This window comes from Enterobacter sp. CPE_E863 (assembly GCF_046521465.1).
Classification (GTDB): domain Bacteria; phylum Pseudomonadota; class Gammaproteobacteria; order Enterobacterales; family Enterobacteriaceae; genus Enterobacter; species Enterobacter adelaidei.
Genome location: NZ_JBKFZX010000001.1, coordinates 2212251 through 2228902, shown reverse-complemented (window position 1 = coordinate 2228902; position 16652 = coordinate 2212251). Strand labels below are relative to the sequence as shown.

The window sequence follows — 16652 nt, the reverse complement described above, 5'->3', positions numbered from 1 at the left end:
AAGCCAGCCACGAAGGCTGGCCTTTTTATACTGACAAATCTTAGAACTGGTAAGTCAGACCCAGAGCAACGATGTTGTCGGTAGCAATACCCGCAGCTTTGGTGAACTTGTTGTCGTCCAGCAGGTTGATTTTGTAATCAACGTAGGTAGACATGTTCTTGTTGAAGTAGTAAGTCGCGCCAACATCAACGTATTCAACCAGATCCTGGTCGCCATAAGTACCGATGTCTTTACCTTTGGATTTCAGGTAAGCAACGGATGGACGCAGACCGAAATCGAACTGGTACTGAGCAACAACTTCAAAGTTCTGAGCTTTGTTCGCGATATAACCTTTACCGAAGTTGGTCATATTGCGGGTTTCAGAGTAGGTGCTTGCCAGGTAGATGTTGTTTGCATCGTATTTCAGGCCAGCGGCCCAAACTTCTGCGTTGTCACCGCCAGCGTTCATGGTATTAGCCACTTCACCAGCACGAACCTGATTGTTGGTACGGTCAGATTTCGCATAGGTTGCACCCACGCCGAAACCGTCCATTTCATAGGTAGAAGACAAGCCCCAACCGTCACCGTTCGCTTCGGTGATGTCGCGCTTGTTGTTTTTACCCTGGTACTGAGCGGCAAAGTTCAGACCGTCAACCAGACCGAAGAAGTCGGTGTTACGGTAGGTTGCAACGCCAGTGGCACGCTGAGTCATGAAGCCATCAGTCTGCGTCCAGGTATCACCACCGAACTCTGGCAGAACGTCAGTCCATGCGCCGATGTCGTAAGCAACACCGTAGTTACGACCGTAGTCGAAAGAACCGAATTCGTTGAATTTCAGACCAGCGAAAGCCAGACGCGTTTTGTTGCCTTTGTCGCCGTTGCTTTCATCGTTGTTGCCTTTGAATTCATATTCCCACTGACCGTAACCGGACATCTGGTCGTTGATCTGAGTTTCACCTTTGAAGCCCAGACGTACGTAGGTTTTGTCGCCGTCGTTGCTGGTGTCATCAGAGAAATAGTGCAGACCTGTTACTTTACCGTACAGATCCAGCTTGTTACCGTCTTTGTTATAAATTTCAGCAGCGTTAACAACGCCTGCTGCCAACATGGAAGTCACTGCCACTGCAACTAATTTAAGTTTCATCTTAAATATTCCTTATAATTTTCTTAAGTATTTCCTGAGCCACTTCGAACGATTTCTAAACGAGGCTGTTCGTCAATGGCATGCTATTTTTAAAAATGTTGTAGTTGCCTTTCAATAATAAGTTTCAAATTATTGCTAATAATTTCCTTTAGTGTGATCGAGATCGGATAAATGGTCGCTAAACAGAATGAAATGAAGAGTGTTTAACCGGGTTTTGTATATTTTCTTATCAGATCTATTATCCGCAATATAGTTTTTTAATGGTTTAATTTAGTTATGTTACTATCAATTTTATCGGTGCATTTTGTAGAATTAAGCTTAGCTGTTTACCGTAAATCATTGTGTTAGGTTATTGAATGCACGTAATTACCGTGTTTTTTGCTGAAATACACAGAAATACACAGAAACACACAGAAACACACTATTGCACTTTGTGCTATTAAGGTTGTTAATATTCGCAGGAGAGTAATTGCGCTACGGTGTCAGTTTATGTCAAGAAGAGAGGAGGGGGGAATGCGAAACAACGATAATATAAACAGAATTTAAACACATTCTCTAATGAGCTTATGAATATTTTGACGTGCGATCACATATTAAATTTATGTTAATTTTCTGCCGGGTTACAGGCCTCCCGGCAGAGCGACGGACCCTTATTTTCGTGTCGCGAACCAGCAAAGCAGCGACCCGGCGCAGACCATCAGCGCACCTTGCCAGAACGAGAAAGAGAGTGGAGAGCTCAGCAGGGCGGCAGCCAGAGCGGCAGAAAGTACAGGGGTAAAATAGGATACGGCGGCAAGTACCGTGACGTTGCCATGGAGAATACCGATATTCCATGAGGCATAGCCAAAACCCAGAGCAACACCGCACATTAATAGCTTCACGACAACCGGGACACTGAATACCATTTCTGGCTGCTCGCTAAGGGCATATTTCACCCAAAGACTCAACGCAGTCAGCAAAACAAAAAGGGTAATACCGTTTTGCCCTTTGGCAAATTTGCTGGTTACGGTGCAGTAGGCCGCCCAGATAAATGCCCCGGCAAACGCCAGCGCATAACTCAGTGGACTGGAAACGATATTGCGGGTGATCTCCTCAAGATGTAATCCCTGTTCACCGCCTAATACCCAGCAGACGCCCAGTAATGAGATGGCTAAGCCGGGGATCACCCACAGAGTTGATTTTTGCCCGTTGAACAAAATGGCAAATACAATCGTCAGGCTCGGCCACAGATAATTGACCATGCCGACCTCAATGGCCTGCGATCGCGTTGCGGCATAGCCCAACGAGAGTGCCAGGCAAATTTCATAGCTGACAAACAGCACGCTGCCTGCAATAAGATAGCGTGGCGAGAATTTGCGGATATCAGGAAATCCCACCGTCACCAGACACAATAATCCACTGACGGTGTAGATCATTGCCGCACCGCCTACTGGCCCTAACCCCTCGCTCACGCTGCGAATGAGCCCAACCATCGTGCTCCATAACAGTATTGCCGCCAGCCCAATAAGCGTTGCTTTTTTTCTGTCCATTACTTCGCCATTGCAATAAAAATCAAAGGAAAAATGTATCGCATTCATCCTGACGCTGTCGCCAATTATTCTCTTAAACCGTTAATCAAAAAGGGGTATTTAAATGTACCGGTGGTGACTATTAAGGGGGTGAAGACAGATGACCTTGATTTGACGCAAAAAAATCAGGGGAGTTACTGCTAGTTTGCGGCGCGAAGTCTTATATGAAAACGAGGACAACAATGGACGTCAGCCGCAGACAATTTTTTAAAATCTGCGCGGGCGGTATGGCCGGAACAACGGCAGCCATGTTGGGATTTGCTCCCAAAATGGCGCTGGCTCAGGCACGCAACTATAAGCTGCTGCGCGCAAAAGAGATCCGTAACACCTGCACATACTGCTCCGTGGGTTGTGGGCTTTTAATGTATAGCCTGGGCGATGGCGCGAAGAACGCCAGAGAAGCGATTTACCATATTGAAGGGGATCCGGATCATCCGGTGAGCCGCGGAGCGCTTTGCCCGAAAGGGGCGGGGCTGCTGGACTACGTTCACAGCGAAAACCGCCTGCGCTACCCGGAATACCGCGCGCCGGGTTCCGACAAGTGGCAGCGTATCTCCTGGGACGAGGCCTTCTCCCGCATCGCCAAATTAATGAAATCCGACCGCGATACCAACTTTATTGAAAAGAATACTCAGGGCGTAACGGTTAACCGCTGGCTTTCCACCGGGATGCTGTGCGCGTCTGCGGCGAGTAATGAAACCGGCATGCTGACGCAAAAATTTGTGCGCTCTCTCGGCATGCTGGCGGTAGACAACCAGGCGCGCGTCTGACACGGACCAACGGTAGCAAGTCTTGCTCCAACATTTGGTCGCGGTGCGATGACCAACCACTGGGTTGATATCAAAAACGCTAACGTCGTGGTGGTGATGGGCGGTAACGCCGCTGAAGCTCATCCGGTGGGGTTCCGCTGGGCGATGGAAGCGAAAAATAACAATGATGCGATGCTTATCGTCGTCGATCCGCGCTTTACGCGTACGGCATCGGTGGCCGATATCTATGCGCCGATCCGCTCCGGTACGGACATTACGTTCCTGTCCGGCGTGCTGCTGTACCTGATCGAAAACAACAAAATTAACGCGGAATACGTTAAGCACTACACCAACGCGAACCTGCTGGTGCGGGATGATTTTGCCTTCGATAACGGGTTGTTTAGCGGCTATGACGCTGAAAAACGCCAGTACGATAAAACGACCTGGAACTATCAGTTCGATGAAAACGGCTATGCGCTGCGGGATGAAACCCTGACGCACCCGCGCTGCGTGTGGAACCTGCTGAAGCAGCACGTCTCCCGCTATACGCCGGAGGTGGTGGAAAACATCTGCGGCACGCCGAAAGCGGACTTCCTGAAAGTCTGCGAGGTGCTGGCCTCAACCAGTGCCGCCGACAGAACCACCACGTTCCTGTATGCGCTGGGCTGGACGCAGCATACCGTTGGTGCGCAAAACATCCGTACCATGGCGATGATCCAGCTGCTGCTCGGCAATATGGGGATGGCCGGTGGTGGTGTTAACGCCCTGCGTGGTCACTCCAATATTCAGGGCTTAACGGATCTTGGTTTACTGTCGACCAGCCTGCCGGGCTACCTGACGCTGCCGTCTGAAAAGCAGGCGGATCTGCAAACGTATCTTGAGGCCAATACGCCAAAAACGACGCTGCCGGATCAGGTGAACTACTGGAGCAACTATCCGAAGTTCTACGTCAGCCTGATGAAATCCTTCTACGGCGACGCGGCGCAAAAAGAGAACGACTGGGGCTTCGATTGGCTACCAAAATGGGATCAGGCGTACGACGTCATCAAGTATTTCAACATGATGGATAAAGGCAACGTCACGGGTTACATCTGCCAGGGCTTCAACCCGGTGGCCTCGTTCCCGGATAAAAACAAGGTTGTGCGCAGCCTGAGCAAGCTCAAGTACATGGTGGTTATCGACCCGCTGGTCACTGAGACCTCTAACTTCTGGCAGAACCACGGCGAGATGAACGATGTCGATACCGTATCCATTCAGACCGAAGTGTTCCGCCTGCCGTCCACCTGCTTTGCGGAAGAAGACGGGTCTATTGCTAACTCTGGCCGCTGGCTGCAGTGGCACTGGAAAGGCCAGGACGCTCCGGGCGAAGCGCGTAACGACGGCGAGATCCTGGCCGGGATTTACCATCGCCTGCGCGAAATGTACCGCACCGAAGGCGGCAAAGGCGCTGAGCCGCTGCTGATGATGAGCTGGAACTACAAGCAGCCTGACCATCCTGAGTCAGAGGAAGTCGCCAAAGAGAACAATGGCGTTGCGCTGGCGGATCTCTATGACGCTAAGGGCAACCTGGTGGCGAAGAAAGGCCAACTGCTGAACAGCTTCGCGCTGCTGCGCGACGACGGCACGACGGCGTCTTCCTGCTGGATCTACGCCGGTAGCTGGACGGAGCAGGGTAACCAGATGGCTAACCGTGATAACGCTGACCCGTCCGGGCTGGGCAATACGTTGGGCTGGGCATGGGCATGGCCACTGAACCGTCGTGTGCTTTACAACCGTGCCTCGGCGGATATCGACGGTAAAGCGTGGGATCCGAAACGGATGCTGATTCAGTGGAACGGGACAAAATGGACGGGGAACGATATCCCGGACTACAACACCGCCGCGCCGGGCAGCAACACCGGGCCGTTTATCATGCAGCCGGAAGGGCTGGGACGCCTGTTTGCCCTCAACAAGCTGGCGGAAGGGCCGTTCCCGGAACACTACGAGCCGATGGAAACGCCGCTCGGCACCAACCCGCTGCATCCAAACGTGGTCTCCAGCCCGGTGGTGCGTATCTATGAGGACGATGTGCTGCGTTTAGGTAAGAAGGATAAGTTCCCGTACGTGGGGACCACCTATCGCCTGACCGAGCACTTCCACACCTGGACCAAGCATGCGCGGCTTAATGCCATCGCCCAGCCGGAACAGTTTGTGGAGATAAGCGAAACCCTGGCAAAAGCGAAGGGCATTGCCAACGGCGACCGCGTGAAGGTGAGCAGCAAGCGCGGCTTTATTCGCGCAGTGGCGGTAGTCACTCGCCGCTTGCAATCTCTGAACGTGAACGGGCAGCAGGTGGAAACCGTCGGTATTCCGCTGCACTGGGGCTTTGAGGGCGTGGCGCAGAAAGGCTACATCGCCAATACCCTGACGCCAAACGTTGGCGATTCCAACTCGCAAACGCCGGAGTACAAGGCGTTTCTGGTTAACATCGAGAAAGCGTAAGGAGCGATTACATGGCGATGGAAACACAAGACGTTATCAAACGCTCCGCGACTAACCCGATAACTCCCGCGCCCCGCGCGCGGGACTACAAGGCAGAGGTCGCCAAGCTTATCGATGTCTCCTCCTGCGTGGGCTGCAAGGCCTGCCAGGTGGCGTGCTCGGAGTGGAACGATATCCGCGACAACATTGGGCACTGCGTAGGGGTTTACGATAACCCGGCGGATCTGAGCGCCAAATCCTGGACAGTAATGCGCTTTAGCGAAACCGAGCAGAACGGCAGGCTGGAGTGGCTGATCCGCAAAGATGGCTGCATGCACTGTGAAGATCCGGGCTGCCTGAAGGCGTGCCCGTCTGCCGGCGCGATTATTCAGTACGCCAACGGGATCGTCGACTTCCAGCAGGATAACTGCATCGGCTGCGGGTACTGCATTGCGGGTTGTCCGTTTAATATCCCGCGCCTCAATAAAGAGGATAACCGGGTATACAAATGCACCTTGTGCGTGGACCGCGTCAGCGTCGGGCAGGAGCCAGCCTGTGTGAAGACCTGCCCGACCGGCGCTATCCACTTCGGCACCAAAAAAGAGATGCTGGACGTGGCGCAGGCGCGGGTAGACAAGCTGAAAGCACGCGGTTACGACAAGGCCGGTATTTATAATCCGCAGGGTGTGGGCGGCACGCACGTAATGTATGTGCTGCACCATAACGACCAGCCGGAGCTGTACCACAACTTACCGAAGGATCCGGCGATCGATACGTCCATCAATCTGTGGAAAGGGGCGCTTAAACCGCTCTCAGCGGCGGGCTTTATCGCCACCTTTGCCGGGCTGATTTATCACTACATTGGGATTGGGCCAAACAAAGAGGTAGACGACGAGGAGGATCATCATGAGTAAGTCGAAAATGATCGTGCGCACGAAGTTTGTCGACCGCGCCTGTCACTGGACGGTGGTGATCTGCTTCTTCCTGGTGGCGGTGTCGGGGATTTCGTTCTTCTTCCCGACGCTGCAGTGGCTGACCGAAACCTTCGGTACTCCGCAAATGGGGCGTATTCTGCACCCGTTTTTCGGCGTGCTGATTTTCGGGGTGCTGATGTTGATGTTCGTGCGCTTTGTCCATCACAACATCCCGGACAAGCAGGATATCCCATGGGTGAAAGGGATCGTCGAAGTCCTGAAGGGTAACGAGCATAAAGTCGCGAAAGTGGGCAAATACAACGCAGGGCAGAAGATGATGTTCTGGACCATCATGAGCATGATTTTTGTGCTGCTGGTGACCGGCGTGATTATCTGGCGTCCGTATTTTGCACACTACTTCCCTATTCAGGCGGTGCGCTACGCGCTGCTGATCCACGCGACGTCGGCCATCATTCTGATCCACGCCATCCTGATCCATATGTATATGGCATTCTGGGTTAAAGGGTCGATTAAAGGCATGATTGAAGGGAAGGTGAGCCGCCGCTGGGCGCAAAAACACCACCCGCGCTGGTATCGTGATGTGGAACGTCTGGAAGCGAAACAGGAAAGTACGGAAGGCATGAAGTAAGACCTGCGCCGTCGGCTTTGCCCGGCGGCGCTGCACTTGCGCGGGCCTACGTTATGTATTGGTCACTAACGCATCTATCGCTGCAATCACAGTACTCCTCGCGCTGCGAAGATTGCATACATAATTTTTATTATTTAGTTTCTTTTTCTCCACGTGTGTTATGCCAGCGGTGTTAAGAAAATATCGCTCAAAATCAATATTCACTAAGGGCGCCGCGGCGTTGATATGTCCACATAAATAATTGTGGTAACTTAATGGAATAATCAGTCTTGTTGATAAATCATCATAATAGTCATGTTGAATTATCATAAAATAAGGTTGATAGTCCCGGGTTCTCTCTGAAGGGTTACGGTAAACGTCAAACTGAAAGCACATTAAATCCCTCCAAAGAAAGGATCGTCTGATAATAATCCCGCTTTAGCCGTAAATTCATTCATGGCTCTTATGAACTCTTTATCTTGCTGATGCTGTCGTCTTTGCGCCTCTTGTGTCTGGGCTTCACGGGAGACTCCACTCGCCACGCTCTCCCTTTTACCATAGTCTTTGCTTCGGTTTGGTTTCATTTTAAGCTCCTTTGTTGGTGCGGTTATTATCAACCGCAGCCAACAAAAAACAATACTTTACCCCCTGGTAATCTACATTCTGCGAGGCGTATTCCAGTAATTTCAGAACCGCTCTTCAACATACCGGAACGGGTATTTGGTGGGTTTCACTTTGCCGATTTTACGTTTCGGTAAATCCACCTTGTCGACATGAATTTCTTTATACGGGATTTGCGTAAGCAGGTGCGAAATAATATTCAGGCGCACGCGTTTTTTATCTTCTGAACGCGCCACAAACCACGGCGCCCAGGCGGTATCGGTGGCTTCAAACATTGCGTCGCGCGCAAGGGTATACTCGTCCCACAGGTTAAAGGATTTAATATCCATCGGTGACAGCTTCCAGATTTTACGACCATCGTTAATGCGGTCACGCAGACGGCGCTCCTGCTCTTTCGGCGTCACCTCCAGCCAGTACTTCAGCAGGATGATCCCTGCATCCACCATCGCTTTTTCCATCACTGGCGTGCCGTCAAGGAACTTCTCAACTTGCTCAGGGGTGCAAAATCCCATTACCCGCTCGACACCCGCGCGGTTGTACCAGCTTCTGTCAAATATGACGATCTCCCCGGCGGCAGGCAAATGGGGAACATAACGTTGAAAATAGAGCTGGGTTTTCTCTTTCTCGGTTGGCGCGGGAAGGGCAACCACGCGGAACACGCGTGGACTGACGCGCTCGGTGATCGCTTTAATGGTACCGCCTTTGCCGGCGCCGTCCCGTCCTTCAAAAACAATACACACTTTGAGTCCTTTGGCGACAACCCATTGCTGGAGCTTAACCAGTTCAACGTGCAGGCGACGAAGCTCTTGCTCATACTCTTTGGTTTTTAGCGGTGCATTTTTTACGACATCAACAGTGGCACTGGTTTTCTTTTTGCTTCCCATGATTGTCATCCTCAGGTTATCCGGCGCGGGAAAAAAGCGAGGCCGCACTATGAAGTGTAATAGATCGTCGCGGACGCAACAAAATCAGCACTTTTAATACCGCTCACATTGTGTGGTTAATGGGATAATTTCATTCTTATTTACTTAAAGGAACTAAGAATGAGTTGGAATAAAGAAGCTGCAGTTTCGTATCTCCGTTCACACGCTCTGGGGCACTCTCATAGTGAATGTGCTAAATTTACCCGCCTGGCCATGCTGGCTGGAGGTGTTAAGGTACCGAACACAGATTATGCAAAAGATTGTGGGGCGGAATTCAGGGCCGGGGTATCGCAAAATGCAACCAACCTTTAAAATTTACAGGATGCATTGATGAAAAGGATATTTATATTACTCGGTATGTTGTTAGTGGGATGTAGTTCGACAGCCAATCATGATCAGAGTGCGCAAGACACTACCAAATCATTTTATAAATCCTATCTTTCCGCATTCGGCAGTGATGAAGCCAGGCCTTACCCTGCCGACGAACTGCGTAAATATGTTTCTGCTGATACTATTGTTCGCATTGGTGCCATTCAGGAAATCTCTGAACAAGAGTTAATAGAGTCCGACTATTTTACATATACTCAGGATTACTCTCGCGAATGGATACCTGCGTTACGAGTGGAAAACGCAAGACCATTTTTAAACGGTGAAGTAGTCCAGGTCATTGAGGGGGCGGGTGGCGGGAGAAGCATACACCTTGAAGTATTTCTTCGTCGTGAAGGTGATGCATGGAAAATCTACCGCGTTCGTGACATAACGAACAATCACGAGCATCCAATTTTCAATACTGGCGCTATTACACGCGCTAAAGCAGCGGCAGAAAGCGCATTGTAAAAACTACACCTCAAACCCTCTCACCAGATTTAAAAAAATATTGGATAAAGCATCTGAATTAATGGATTAACGTGTCAGCCAGTTCATTTGAACTGGCTCACCATACAAGATTATTCAATAATGCCCGTCGCGAGTGATTAACCAGTGGTTGAAGTATGAAAAAGACAATTTTTTCGTTGGCGCTGAGCACCTTTGGTCTGGGAATGGCTGAATTTGGCATTTTGGGAGTGTTAACCGAGCTGGCCCATGACACCGGGATTTCAATTCCCTCTGCCGGGAATATGATCTCGTTTTATGCCTTCGGGGTGGTGATTGGCGCGCCGATTATGGCGCTGTTTTCGGGCAAGCTCTCTTTAAAGACTACGCTGCTGTTTCTGGTGGCGATATCCGCCGTCGGAAACGCCCTGTTTACCTTTTCAACGTCATATTTCTGGCTGGCGACGGGACGCTTAATTTCAGGATTCCCTCACGGCGCGATTTTCGGCGTCGGGGCGATTATCCTCTCCAAAATTGCGCCACCGGGGAAGGTGACGGTCGCGGTGGCCGGAATGATCGCCGGCATGACGGTGGCTAACCTGGTGGGCGTTCCGCTGGGCACCTGGCTGGGGCACGAATTCAGCTGGCGCTATACCTTTTTCCTGATTGCAGTGTTCGATGCGCTGGTGATCCTCTCGGTTCTGCTCTGGGTACCGGATATCCACGACACATCAGAAATCAAATTGACCGAGCAGTTCCACTTCCTTAAAAAACCAGAACCCTGGCTGATTTTTGCTGCCACCATGTTTGGCAACGCCGGGGTTTTTGCCTGGTTCAGTTTCGTTAAACCATTTATGGTCAACGTCTCCGGCTTCACCGAAGGGGTGATGACAGCCATCATGATGTTGATGGGACTTGGTATGGTGTTGGGCAATCTGTTGAGTGGCAAACTCTCGGGTCGCTTTAGCCCGCTGCGCATTGCGGCCACCACCGACATGGTGATTGTGACTTCTCTGCTGCTGCTTTTTGCCTTTGGTGAACTGAAAACGGCCTCGTTGGTCATGGGGTTTATCTGCTGTGCCGGGCTGTTCGCGCTCTCTGCGCCGCTGCAAATTCTGCTCCTGCAGAATGCGAAGGGCGGTGAGATGCTGGGTGCCGCAGGCGGTCAGATGGCATTTAATCTCGGCAGTGCGGTTGGCGCATTTTTCGGCGGCATGATGATTACGCTTGGCTTTAGCTGGAGTTATGTCACGCTGCCTGCCGCACTCCTTTCGTTTTCGGCCATGAGTTCGCTGCTGATCTACGGCCATCTGCGGGCCAGACAGGCTCAGGCTAACGCTCGCGCGCTAGCCTGATGGAGTCATGCTAGCCAGGGCTCTCCCAGCGTCAGCATCAGGCGGTTGGCCCAGGCGAAGAACGCGGCGGACTGCACCAGATCAAGCTGCGCCAGGGTATCCAGCCCCTCTTTTTCCAGCGCGGCAAGGTGCAGCGGCGTGGCGGCAGGCGGCGTAACCGACAGCGCCGCTGCAAAATTGATCTCCGCCTGCCAGCGCGCAGACTGCCCGTCGCTCAGGGATTGCCCGGGACGCACCGCCAGAAGCGCCTCTACCGCAGCGTCATCCTTTGACAGCTGGCTGGCTTTACGCGCATGGACAGATGCGCAGTAAATGCAGCCGTTGATTTTACTGGCGACCGTTGCGGCCAGCTCGCGCTCGGCGCGCGGTAATCCCCCCGATGTATAAAAAATTCCTTTATCGGTCAGCGTGCGCTGTTCAAGCACCGGCAGGTTGCTCCCCAGCAGGCGGAAGTAGTCAGAATCGGTATGGCCAAATTTCGCCAGAATGGCAACCTCATCGTCACGGAAATCCGCCAGCGGTTTGGCCGCTATCCACGGTTCCCATCCCAGCTCCTGCTGGGTAAACGCGACGGGTGCCGCCTTTCCGGTGACCGTTGTTGCGGTCGTGTGCCAGATGCCTGCCGTCACCGGCGCATCGCTTTTGGCGACGGGCCTGTCGTTCAGCAGCCGCAGTCCGGTGATGAGTCGACTCTGGAAGCTCACAAATGCGACGAGCTGCGCTAGGGTAACAATGCCTTCCTTGCTCCATCCCGCCTGGGTCAGCGCCTTTAACGCTGCAGGCGTCGCTTCGACGGGTGAGAACGTCAGCAGACGCGCGAAGCTCAGCGCCGGGGTCAGCCGTTCCGTGGTCGGATCGGCCAGGCCAAACCCTGCGTAGTGCGCGGCCAGCGCCTCTGCGTTGTGCCATCTGGCAACTTTTGCTGCCACAGTGAAGCGTTCATCGAGTGGGAAATCGGTGTCCTGCTGGCTGAAGAGAATTTCGTAGCTGCCCTGCGCGTGTCGTGTGGCGGCATCACGCGTGGCGCGCGCCTCTGCCAGAGGGGAACCGGGTTTAATTTCCGCCAGCTCGGCGAGAATGTCCTGACTTAATGACATAGGTGTCTCCTCAAAGGATGTGGGGGGCAATATGTTCGGCGATCAGTCCGATGGAGCGCAGCGTGTCTCGATGGGTGGGCTCGACCGAATGGACCTGGAATGAGATATCCGTGGCGCGCCTGAGAATGGAATCCGCATTAAGTGAACGCAGCACCGTATCAGGCGAACCGATATGGGCATCGAACTGACGACGATAATCAGTGACGTTGTCACCTTTGACCGTGTATCCGGCAGCGCGATGCTGCTGAGCTTGTTTCGCGAGACCCGGCGTTGCGACTCTGAGCGCATAGTCATCGCTGTCAGCGACGAAGGCTGTACGGGAGGCCAGAATACGCGGGGCGATGCCTGATGGCAGCGCATCGAGGTAGGCATCCACAATCGGGTTCTGGATCGCGTCGAGCGTTAAATCCAGCCGATCTGCCGGGCGCGGCTGCGTGCGGGAGAGCATTAAACCGTGTCCGGCCTGCGCGGCGCGAACGGCACCGTCAACTGAGAAGGTGGCTATCCAGATACGGTCAGCCAGCTGTGGCGCTGGCGGGTACAGGTGGTTATCCGGATGGGTGAGCGAATCCCCGTGCCAGGCGCTTTGGATCACATGCAGGTTCTCGGCAAACGCGGTCGCACGTTCTTCAAACGTCAGGCCGAACGGCAGAAAAGAGGTCGGCGTGCCGCCTGAGCCAAAGCCTACTTCCAGGCGTCCGTCTGCAAGCAGATCCAGCACGGCGGCATCTTCCGCCACACGCAGCGGGTTTTCCATCGGCAGGGTAATGATGGCCGTGCCCAGGCGAATGGTTTCCGTATGCGCGGCGACGTGTGCCAGAAACAGCAGCGGCGACGGCAGGCCACCTTCGCTTTCGTGGAAGTGGTGCTGTGCAATCCAGGCGCTGTCAAAACCGTGGCGTTCGGCGTGGCGGATCTGTTCAGTTGCCAGGCGATAGCGCTCCTTCGGCGTAGCGTCGTCAAGCAGGCGGGTGAAAAATCCCAGGCGTTTTCGCGTCATGCGAACTCCTCTGTAGCGGGTGAAAAATGGGGAATGGCGGCAATCAGCTCGCGGGTATAGTCGTTCTGTGGCGACGTGAATAAGGTTCCGACGTCGCCCTGTTCGACCACCTGACCGCTGCGCAGCACCGTGACGCTGTGGGCGATTCGGCGAACCGTGGACAGATCGTGCGTAATAAAGAGATAGGTCAACCCCAGTTGCTGCTGCAGCTGCTGAAGCAGAGCCAGGATCTGCGCCTGCACGGTGACGTCCAGCGCGGAGGTGGCTTCGTCCAGCACCAGAATGGTCGGCTCCAGGATCAGCGCCCGCGCGATAGCCACGCGCTGGCGCTGCCCGCCTGAAAGCTCACGGGCAGTGCGGCTCAGAATATCGACGGGCAGGGCAACCCGCTGCGCCACGGTCTCCACCCGGACCTTTCGCTCCGCCTTACTGAGGCGAGAAAAGTTCTTCAGAGGTTCTTCGATGATCTCAAACAGCGTCTGACGCGGGTCGAGAGAGGCAAACGGGTTCTGGTAGACAAACTGGATCTTCTGGCGCAGCTGGCGACGGGCCTCGCGGCTAAGCGTAGTGGCATCAATATCATCAATAATGACCTGTCCGCTGTCGGCCTGTTCAAAACCCAGCAAAATACGGGCGAGGGTGGTTTTTCCGGAGCCGGACTCACCCACCAGCGCATGCGTGCTGCCGCGCCTGACGTCAAACGTTACCCGATCCAGCGCCTGAAGCTGATGGCCTTTGCCCAGGGAGAATTGTTTGCTGATGGCGCGGGCGCGAATGGTCGGTGACGCGAGCGGCAGACCTGCCACCGGGGCAATGGTCAGGCGCTGGCCCTGGAGATCGCTTAACAGCTGACGGGTGTAGGCGTGCTGCGGCGTGCGCACGATATCGGCGGTGTTTCCCTGCTCCTGAACCTCGCCATCGCGAAAAACCAGCAGCCTGTCCGCGCGCTCAGCGGCAAGCGCGAGATCGTGGGTGACAAACAGAACGGCGGTACCCGATTCCCGGCGCAGGATATCCAGCAGGTCGAGAATGCGTTTTTGCACCGTCACGTCCAGCGCGCTGGTAGGCTCATCGGCAATGATGACGTCCGGGCGCAGCGCTATTGCGATGGCAATCAGCACGCGCTGTTTCATCCCGCCGGAGAGCTGGTGCGGATACTGGTTCATGCGCTGTTCGGGATGGCTCAGGCCGACCTTTGTCAGCAGGGCGAGCACCTGCTCGTCGCGCTGAGCGCGAGTCACTTTCTGGTGTAGCTGAATAATCTCTCCAACCTGCGCACCGATGGTCTTCACCGGGTTGAGCGAATTACCCGGGTCCTGCGGAACCAGGCTAACTCGCGCACCGCGAAGGGTATCGAGACGCTTAGCGGACCACTGGCTTATCTCCTCGCCGTTGAGAATGATTTTTCCCGCATCGCGCCGGGCGTTATCGGCCAGCAGACCGATGATCGCCTGCGCCGTGGTCGTTTTGCCGGAGCCGGACTCGCCGACAAAGGCCAGCATTTCTCCTCGCCCGAGCGTGAAGCTGACGTTATGCACCACCTCGCGCCACTGGCGCGCGGTACGGTAGCTGATGGTCAGGTTTTCTACCGAGAGTACGCTCATTTCAGGCCTCCGCTGAACTGTTGACTGATACGGTTGGTGGCCAGCACCACGGCGATGACGACCACGCCGGGGAAGGTGGTGAGCCACCAGGCGGTAGAGAGATAGTTACGGCCTTCTGCAATCAATAAGCCCCACTCCGGCACCGGCGGCGGGGTGCCGTAACCGAGGAAGCTCAGCGTGGAGAGCGCCAGGATGGCCTGACCAAACTGCAGCGTGGCAAAGGCGATGACGGCAGTTAAGGCATTGGGCAGGATGTGTCGCCACAGCACGGCGAAAAACGTCCCGCCGCAGCCAAACGCCGCTTCGACATAATCCGTGTGGCGGATGCGCACGACTTCACCGCGCGCGAGGCGGGCGAAGCTGGCTATTGAAGCCACGCCTACGGCAATCGCGGCGTTAACGGTGCCAAACCCGAGCAGAATAATCACCGTCAGCGAGAGCAGCAGAGATGGGATGGACAGCAGCACGTCGACGAAGCGCATCAGCAGAGACTCGACGCGTCCGGCGAACGCCCCGGCAACCACCCCTAAGCCGGTGCCTGCCAGCAGACCCATCGTCACGGCGGCCAGCGCCGCGCTCAGGGAGTGGGACGCACCATAAACAATACGGGTATAAACATCGCGACCAAGCTGATCGGTGCCGAGCCAGTGTCCCGCCTGCGGCGTCAGGCGCTGTGCACCGGCGATGCCCTCAATCGGGCTGTAGTGGGTTAACAGGCCGGGCGCCACGGCGGCAAAAAGCGCAATGATAATTACTGCCCATGCCAGCCACAGTCCTGGTTGCCACGCGACGCCCTGCCAGGCGGGAACGCGTTTTCGCGCGGCGGCAGCGTAATCGACCAGGCTCATGATGCACCTCCGGTAACGGTTTGCAGACGGGGATCCAGCAGCGGCATCAGCAGGTCCACCAGCAGATTGATCAGGACAAAACCGAGGGCGGAAATCATCACCACCGCCTGAAGTACGGCAATATCCTGGTTATTCACCGCCTGCTGGGTCAGTTGCCCGAGACCGCTGCGGCCAAAAACGGTTTCCGTGATCAGCGCCCCGGCAATCAGCTCGCCGAGCAGCAGCCCGGCAATATTTAGCACTGGCAGCAGGGCGTTGCCGGTCACGTGACGCCACAGGACAGCGGTTTCACTCAGCCCTTTGGCACGGGCGACGGCGACAAACGGCTGCGTCGCCACCTGGTCCAGACTGCGCATCAGAATTTGTGCCAGCGGGGCGGAGATTGGGATCGCGACGGTTACGATTGGCAGGATCAGCCCCTGCAGCGGCGTCGGGTTAATCACCGGGATCAGCCGCAGCTGGAAAGAAAAGAGCTGGATAAGGGCAATCCCCAGCCAGAACGTCGGTAAAGAGATAAACAGGACTGGCAGAGACTGGAGGGTATTACTCAGCCAGCGCAGACCCGGCAGGCGCGACGCAAAGGCCAGCGCAAATGCCAGCAGGACCGCGAGTAAAAAGGCAGGCAGGGCGAGGCTCAGGGTATCCGGCAGATTGCTGGCAATCAGCTCGCTGACCGGCACCCCGGCCTGAAGCGAATAGCCGAAATCCCCGCGCAGCATCGCCAGCAGCGTATGACCGTATTGCTGCCACAGCGGGCTGTCCGCGCCGTAGGCCACGCGCATCTCCTCGATTTGCGCCGGGCTTAAGCCCAGGTCCGGGTTCTGAAATTTAATCAGCACCGCGTCGCCCGGCAGCACCTGGAGCAACACGAACGAGAGGGTAAAGGCGGCCCACAGTACCAGCAGCCCGTGCCCAAAGCGTTGAAGAAGTGCGTGGCGCATCGTCGGCT

General features: G+C 54.8%; 16 protein-coding genes. 6 read left to right on the top strand and 10 right to left on the bottom strand.

The features are described 5' to 3' along the window. Positions 1-40: 40 nt before the first annotated feature. Complete coding sequence (gene ompC / locus ACLHV8_RS10970; RefSeq protein WP_208594962.1) at positions 41-1123, bottom strand: porin OmpC; 1083 nt, start codon at positions 1121-1123, stop codon at positions 41-43. A 650-nt stretch (positions 1124-1773) separates the two neighbouring features. Next, positions 1774-2652 (bottom strand): aromatic amino acid DMT transporter YddG, encoded by an 879-nt coding sequence (gene yddG / locus ACLHV8_RS10965; RefSeq protein ID WP_028018914.1) that lies wholly within the window; start codon positions 2650-2652, stop codon positions 1774-1776. A 221-nt stretch (positions 2653-2873) separates the two neighbouring features. On the opposite strand from yddG, the gene fdnG reads away from it, so the two are divergent. Genes fdnG through fdnI form a run of 3 tightly spaced genes read left to right on the top strand, consistent with a single transcriptional unit; the run spans position 2874 to position 7463 of the window. Next, the gene (gene fdnG, locus ACLHV8_RS10960) at positions 2874-5921 is read left to right on the top strand and encodes a formate dehydrogenase-N subunit alpha (protein ID WP_208594971.1); all 3048 of its coding nucleotides are present in this window, start codon (positions 2874-2876) and stop codon (positions 5919-5921) included. A gap of 11 nt (positions 5922-5932) precedes the next feature. Beyond that, positions 5933-6814, top strand: coding sequence for a formate dehydrogenase subunit beta (gene fdxH / locus ACLHV8_RS10955; RefSeq protein ID WP_049007245.1), 882 nt, complete (start codon positions 5933-5935; stop codon positions 6812-6814). Further along, positions 6807-7463 carry a formate dehydrogenase-N subunit gamma gene (fdnI, locus tag ACLHV8_RS10950; RefSeq protein WP_208594961.1) on the top strand — a complete coding sequence of 219 codons (657 nt, stop codon included), beginning with the start codon at positions 6807-6809 and terminating at the stop codon, positions 7461-7463. Before fdxH ends, fdnI begins: the two co-directional genes overlap by 8 nt. Before the next feature lie 51 nt (positions 7464-7514). On the opposite strand, the gene ACLHV8_RS10945 is transcribed toward fdnI, so the two are convergent. From ACLHV8_RS10945 to ppk2, 3 genes are all read right to left on the bottom strand, one after another. Next, complete coding sequence (locus ACLHV8_RS10945) at positions 7515-7838, bottom strand: CcdB family protein (protein ID WP_128347660.1); 324 nt, start codon at positions 7836-7838, stop codon at positions 7515-7517. Further along, positions 7838-8026, bottom strand: a complete 189-nt coding sequence (locus ACLHV8_RS10940) for a type II toxin-antitoxin system CcdA family antitoxin (protein ID WP_049006512.1) — start codon at positions 8024-8026, stop codon at positions 7838-7840. The genes ACLHV8_RS10945 and ACLHV8_RS10940 overlap by 1 nt, the downstream gene beginning before the upstream one ends. A 102-nt stretch (positions 8027-8128) precedes the next feature. Continuing rightward, positions 8129-8947, bottom strand: coding sequence for a polyphosphate kinase 2 (gene ppk2 / locus ACLHV8_RS10935; RefSeq protein ID WP_208594960.1), 819 nt, complete (start codon positions 8945-8947; stop codon positions 8129-8131). Positions 8948-9106: 159 nt separating this feature from the next. Between ppk2 and ACLHV8_RS10930 the strand changes: the two genes are divergently transcribed. The 3 genes from ACLHV8_RS10930 (at position 9107) to araJ (ending at position 11154) form a co-directional block, all read left to right on the top strand. Next, positions 9107-9298 carry a hypothetical protein gene (locus ACLHV8_RS10930; protein WP_244250125.1) on the top strand — a complete coding sequence of 64 codons (192 nt, stop codon included), beginning with the start codon at positions 9107-9109 and terminating at the stop codon, positions 9296-9298. Between the two features lie 18 nt (positions 9299-9316). Then, positions 9317-9823: a YbjP/YqhG family protein gene (locus ACLHV8_RS10925; RefSeq protein ID WP_208594959.1), complete on the top strand. Its 507-nt coding sequence runs from the start codon at positions 9317-9319 to the stop codon at positions 9821-9823. A 155-nt stretch (positions 9824-9978) separates the two neighbouring features. Then, on the top strand, positions 9979-11154 hold the full coding sequence (gene araJ, locus ACLHV8_RS10920) for an MFS transporter AraJ (RefSeq protein ID WP_208594958.1): 1176 nt from the start codon (positions 9979-9981) through the stop codon (positions 11152-11154). A 5-nt stretch (positions 11155-11159) separates the two neighbouring features. Here the strand turns inward: araJ and ACLHV8_RS10915 are convergent, their stop codons facing one another. From ACLHV8_RS10915 to ACLHV8_RS10895, 5 genes are read right to left on the bottom strand one after another with little or no spacing between them, the layout of a single operon-like run. After that, positions 11160-12251: an alkylhydroperoxidase domain protein gene (locus ACLHV8_RS10915; protein ID WP_208594957.1), complete on the bottom strand. Its 1092-nt coding sequence runs from the start codon at positions 12249-12251 to the stop codon at positions 11160-11162. A 10-nt stretch (positions 12252-12261) separates the two neighbouring features. Further along, the gene (locus ACLHV8_RS10910; protein WP_208594956.1) at positions 12262-13251 is read right to left on the bottom strand and encodes a putative FMN-dependent luciferase-like monooxygenase; all 990 of its coding nucleotides are present in this window, start codon (positions 13249-13251) and stop codon (positions 12262-12264) included. Then, the gene (locus ACLHV8_RS10905; RefSeq protein ID WP_208594955.1) at positions 13248-14855 is read right to left on the bottom strand and encodes an ABC transporter ATP-binding protein; all 1608 of its coding nucleotides are present in this window, start codon (positions 14853-14855) and stop codon (positions 13248-13250) included. Before ACLHV8_RS10905 ends, ACLHV8_RS10910 begins: the two co-directional genes overlap by 4 nt. Continuing rightward, a complete protein-coding gene (locus ACLHV8_RS10900; RefSeq protein ID WP_208594954.1) occupies positions 14852-15703 on the bottom strand; it encodes an ABC transporter permease in 852 nt (283 codons plus the stop codon). Before ACLHV8_RS10900 ends, ACLHV8_RS10905 begins: the two co-directional genes overlap by 4 nt. Then, entirely contained in the window at positions 15700-16644 is a 945-nt protein-coding gene (locus ACLHV8_RS10895; RefSeq protein WP_023327539.1) for an ABC transporter permease, read from the bottom strand. The genes ACLHV8_RS10900 and ACLHV8_RS10895 overlap by 4 nt, the downstream gene beginning before the upstream one ends. Positions 16645-16652: the final 8 nt, after the last annotated feature.